We start from the raw sequence: 3,701 nt of genomic DNA, 5'->3' as shown, positions 1-3,701 counted from the left end.
AATACGTCCGAGACGGAGCCTGCTGATTCCGCCGGCGCGAGAACCAGATGGTCTCCTTCGGCGGATGACCTCTCGCGGTGGCCCTGGGCTTCGTCGCAGAGGTCACCCCGTGGCAACCAAGACTGCCCAGGCGATGTAGAAGAGGTTGACCACCAGCCGCACCACCGTCCCCGCCGGCCACTCCAGGAGCCGGGCGCTGCCGGGACGGGCGTGCCGCCAGGCGTCCAGGTGTGAGGGCAGGTACGTGGTGATCAGAGCGGCCGCGGCCCATCCGCCCACCGACCTGGTCTCCGGCAGGAGTACCAGCGCGCCCACTACGATCTCCGCCGCTCCGCTGATGGCGACGAGCAACCCGGCGCGTGCGAGCCAGGACGGGACCAGGCCACGGAAGTAGCCGGGCACGACGAAGTGCGCGAGGCCCACGGCGGCCAGGAAGACCGCCAGCGTGACGGCGGCGACGGAGTACATGACCGCAGGGCTCCCTGATCAGCCAGTTATATGGTGGTCCACCCTGATGGCTGCGTGGGTGGCTGCACGCTCGCGGTGAACCCGTATGAGCAGGGCGAGTATCGCGATACCGGCGCCCATGGCGATCCCATGCTCGACGACGGCGACCGCCGGATGCTCGAGGGGCTCGTAGTCACCGGGGCGCACCACCGCCCAGACGAACCTCCAGGAACTCCACGCGAACAACGACCCTGAGGCGACGAATCCGGTCATCATGGGAAGCCACAGCGGCAGTCGACGACCAGCAGGGCGGGCGAGCACCCAGACGGTCCAGCCGCCGAGCAGCGACCAGAGCCCACCACTTCCGATCAGGAGACGGCCGTTGAGGTCCCAGTGGTGGAACGCCTGGTTGAGGCCGAGCGTTCCACCGCAAGCCCAGAAGAGCGACAGCACGGCCAGGGCCGTGGTAACCAACGGCACCAGCAGCCGGTGCACTCCCGGGAGCGTTGTGGAGGCCCCGTCCCCCACCCGGCCCACGAAGGCGTGTGGCCAGCGCTCCCGGAGGTAGACCGGGAGAGCGACAGCGAGTCCCACCGCCATTCCCACGAACCCGATGGAGATGAAGGCCATCTCCCAATCAGGCATCCCGCCGCCGCCGGCGGCCGACCCACCGCCTGGCTCGGCATCGTCCTCGCTTCCCAGACGGACCCCGGCGGCACCGAGCACCGCGGCCACGACTCCGTAGGGGAGCAGCGACCCCAGGAAGCCGCTCCCCATCCATGAAAAGAACAGCACCGGTGCCCCAGGCAGCCGCATTCCCCACGGTTGCGCCAACGCCAACCCCAGCGCAATGCCAGTCGCGGCCATCACCACCGTGACCGCGTTGAGCATGGCCCACTCGGCTGCGCTGCCGTCGGACCCTCCTGGCCCGTCACCGAAAAGGGCGACGGTCACCCAGATGACCTTGACCGCCAGGTAGAGCGACAGCGTCCCAGCAGCCACCAGACCAGCGGCCCTGCGCGCAATGGTCCATCCCCGCCCCAGGGCCGCACCGGTCGGTGCCCGACCCTCTCGACTGATTTCCATGCTCACAAGCCTTTCGGTCGCATTCAGCGCGCGCATCCCTCACTGGAACAACCCGCCTCCCTCACCGGGGGGAAACGAAACGGCTGTCAATCCTCCCCCGGTCTGGCACTGCCCAACGGACCCATCGGAGCCCACGCTGCCGAGGAGCTGGAGCCCAGGCATAGGTCACTTCCTTCGGATCGCAGGGGACCGCGGCCGGGCGCGATGACAGCGCCGCCGCCGGGCGCAGCCAGGGCCCTCTTTCGGTGGGATGAGCGCCGCTCGCTCAGTGAGAGGAACTACATCCGCCTACTCCACGGCGCCCACCAGTTACTGAAGACTCCACTGGTCGTGGTGTGAGACCGGCTGAGCACATGGGGACGGCGTGGTCAGTCGCGGCTTGGCGACCAGAAGTAGTTGTCGAACGGGGTTGGCGATGGTTTGTTGTCCGTGTAGACCGCTTGAGCGTTACCCGGCGAGGTCCTGAGATAAGTCCTGAAAGGAAGGGAGACCATCAGTCCCTCATCGCTGGACGTGTAGTCGAATTTCCAGTGCTGCCCTGGTTCATATTCGTTGCACCGGGAAGTCCAGACAGCGTTCGCCTTCCCATCGCTCCCGGACTTGTAGTCCGTGGCCAGGCACTTGCCGGTGGCCCGATTGGCGAGCATGTCGTCGTGGTGCCCCGTCCAATGCCAGTCCTGGTGCTTGCTTGTCGCGCGACAGGCGGCTTCGAAGGCGACACCACTGTCGCCACCCGTGAGGCAACCACGTGCTGCGTTGTCGAACGACCAGTAGGTCGTTGCACTGACTTGCTTCGGACCAGGCGTCTCTCCGGCTGCTGCATTCGCTGCGGCCGGCAGGGCGGCAGAGGTCGGGTAGGTGTCTACGTAGTGCCAACTCGCCGGAACGGCCCCCGTTCCCGGACTCGACGTGGACGCGGCGTTCGCGGCGCCTGCCGCCGCGGCTCCCACACCGAAAACCAACGAGGCGGTCAGGCCTATGACAGCGACATACCCTTGAATTCGAGACACAGTTTCCCCTCTCCGGGAGATCAATGGTGTATGTACGGCTCCCGTTCGTGAGCGCCGCAATTCATCCTGGCCCAGGCGGAAAGTAATTCGGAAGGGCTCACTGATGTGAACGGGGTAGCGATTGATACCCTCAGCTGCATGGGAAAGGACGGCTGGCCGTCCTGACAGGGGGAATCATGGCGACCGATCCGAGTACACATCAGCTGCGGCTGCTGCTCGTGCTGGCGGAGGAACTTCACTTCGGGCGCGCGGCAAACCGGCTGTTCATCAGCCAGCCCGCGTTCAGTCGGCAGATCCGCAGCCTCGAGGAGCACCTGGGAGTGCCCCTCGTGAAGCGATCCACGCGGCGGGTGGAGCTCACGGCGGCCGGTGAGGCGCTGCTTCCCCAGGTGCGGGCCGTGGTGGACGCCGTCGACGACCTGCGCCGTGCGGCAGAGACACAGGCACACCCGGCGGCATCGGACCGGGTGCGGCTCGGTTCCTACATGACGGCCCTGCCCGCCCTGCGGATACTTCTTGACGAGCTACGCGAACGTCATCCGAGCTGTCCGGAGGTCGAGTGGCGCGCTGTCGACAACATCGAGCAGGTGAGGGCGCCACTGGACGGGGAGCTCGACGCGGTCATCTGCTACGGGCCCATGCCCTCGGGCTTCGAGACGCTGCGGCTGGGCAGCGAAGCACGGTTCGCGTGCATCCCCGACACCCATCCGCTGGTGGAGCGCGAGTCGGTGACCCTTGCGGACCTAGCGGACCTGCCCATCATCGGCTTCTCGCCTCACGTGCCCCGGGAGTACCGCGAGTTCTGGGCCGCTGACCCGCGTCCCGACGGCACCCCGGTGCGGTATACCGACCACACGGCGACCACCCTGGAGGCTTACGTCTCCTTGGCCAGCCTGGGGCACGGCACCCGCTTCATCACCGAAAGCACGCTGGCGTTCATGGCTCGGCCCGGCCTGCGCTTCATGCCCGTCACCGACCTCCCGCCGTGCACGGCCGTGCTCGCCTGGCCGGCCTCCCCGCCGCTCACCCCTGCTTTGGGCGCGCTCGTGCGCGTCTTCCGCACGCACGCCCGCACCACAGACGAGGAGACACTCCGCAAGACGAACCGGCGCTGGTGGAACGCGGCCTGAGCTTGTCATCTACTGACTTCGGCGTATC

General features: G+C 67.3%; 4 protein-coding genes. 1 reads left to right on the top strand and 3 read right to left on the bottom strand.

The annotated features are described in order from the left end of the window. Nucleotides 1-102 precede the first annotated feature (102 nt). From ACZ5CW_RS41130 to ACZ5CW_RS41120, 3 genes are all read right to left on the bottom strand, one after another. Nucleotides 103-468, bottom strand: coding sequence for a DoxX family protein (locus ACZ5CW_RS41130; protein ID WP_468610949.1), 366 nt, complete (start codon nt 466-468; stop codon nt 103-105). Between the two features lie 18 nt (nt 469-486). Next, the gene (locus ACZ5CW_RS41125) at nt 487-1,569 is read right to left on the bottom strand and encodes a hypothetical protein (protein ID WP_468610947.1); all 1,083 of its coding nucleotides are present in this window, start codon (nt 1,567-1,569) and stop codon (nt 487-489) included. Nucleotides 1,570-1,901: 332 nt separating this feature from the next. Continuing rightward, nucleotides 1,902-2,543: a hypothetical protein gene (locus ACZ5CW_RS41120; RefSeq protein ID WP_468610945.1), complete on the bottom strand. Its 642-nt coding sequence runs from the start codon at nt 2,541-2,543 to the stop codon at nt 1,902-1,904. A 176-nt stretch (nt 2,544-2,719) separates the two neighbouring features. Between ACZ5CW_RS41120 and ACZ5CW_RS41115 the strand changes: the two genes are divergently transcribed. Continuing rightward, on the top strand, nt 2,720-3,673 hold the full coding sequence (locus ACZ5CW_RS41115; RefSeq protein WP_468610943.1) for a LysR family transcriptional regulator: 954 nt from the start codon (nt 2,720-2,722) through the stop codon (nt 3,671-3,673). Nucleotides 3,674-3,701: the final 28 nt, after the last annotated feature.

This window comes from Streptomyces sp. NPDC031379 (assembly GCF_055569615.1).
Note: the sequence above shows the minus strand (reverse complement) of the source record. Positions and strands in the feature narration are given on the sequence as shown.

Excerpts from the sequence above, each read along its gene's own strand:
- ACZ5CW_RS41130 (WP_468610949.1), bottom strand. The coding sequence starts at position 468 with ATGTACTCCGTCGCCGCCGTCACGCTGGCGGTCTTCCTGGCCGCCGTG.
- ACZ5CW_RS41125 (WP_468610947.1), bottom strand. The coding sequence starts at position 1,569 with ATGCGCGCGCTGAATGCGACCGAAAGGCTTGTGAGCATGGAAATCAGT.
- ACZ5CW_RS41115 (WP_468610943.1), top strand. The coding sequence starts at position 2,720 with ATGGCGACCGATCCGAGTACACATCAGCTGCGGCTGCTGCTCGTGCTG.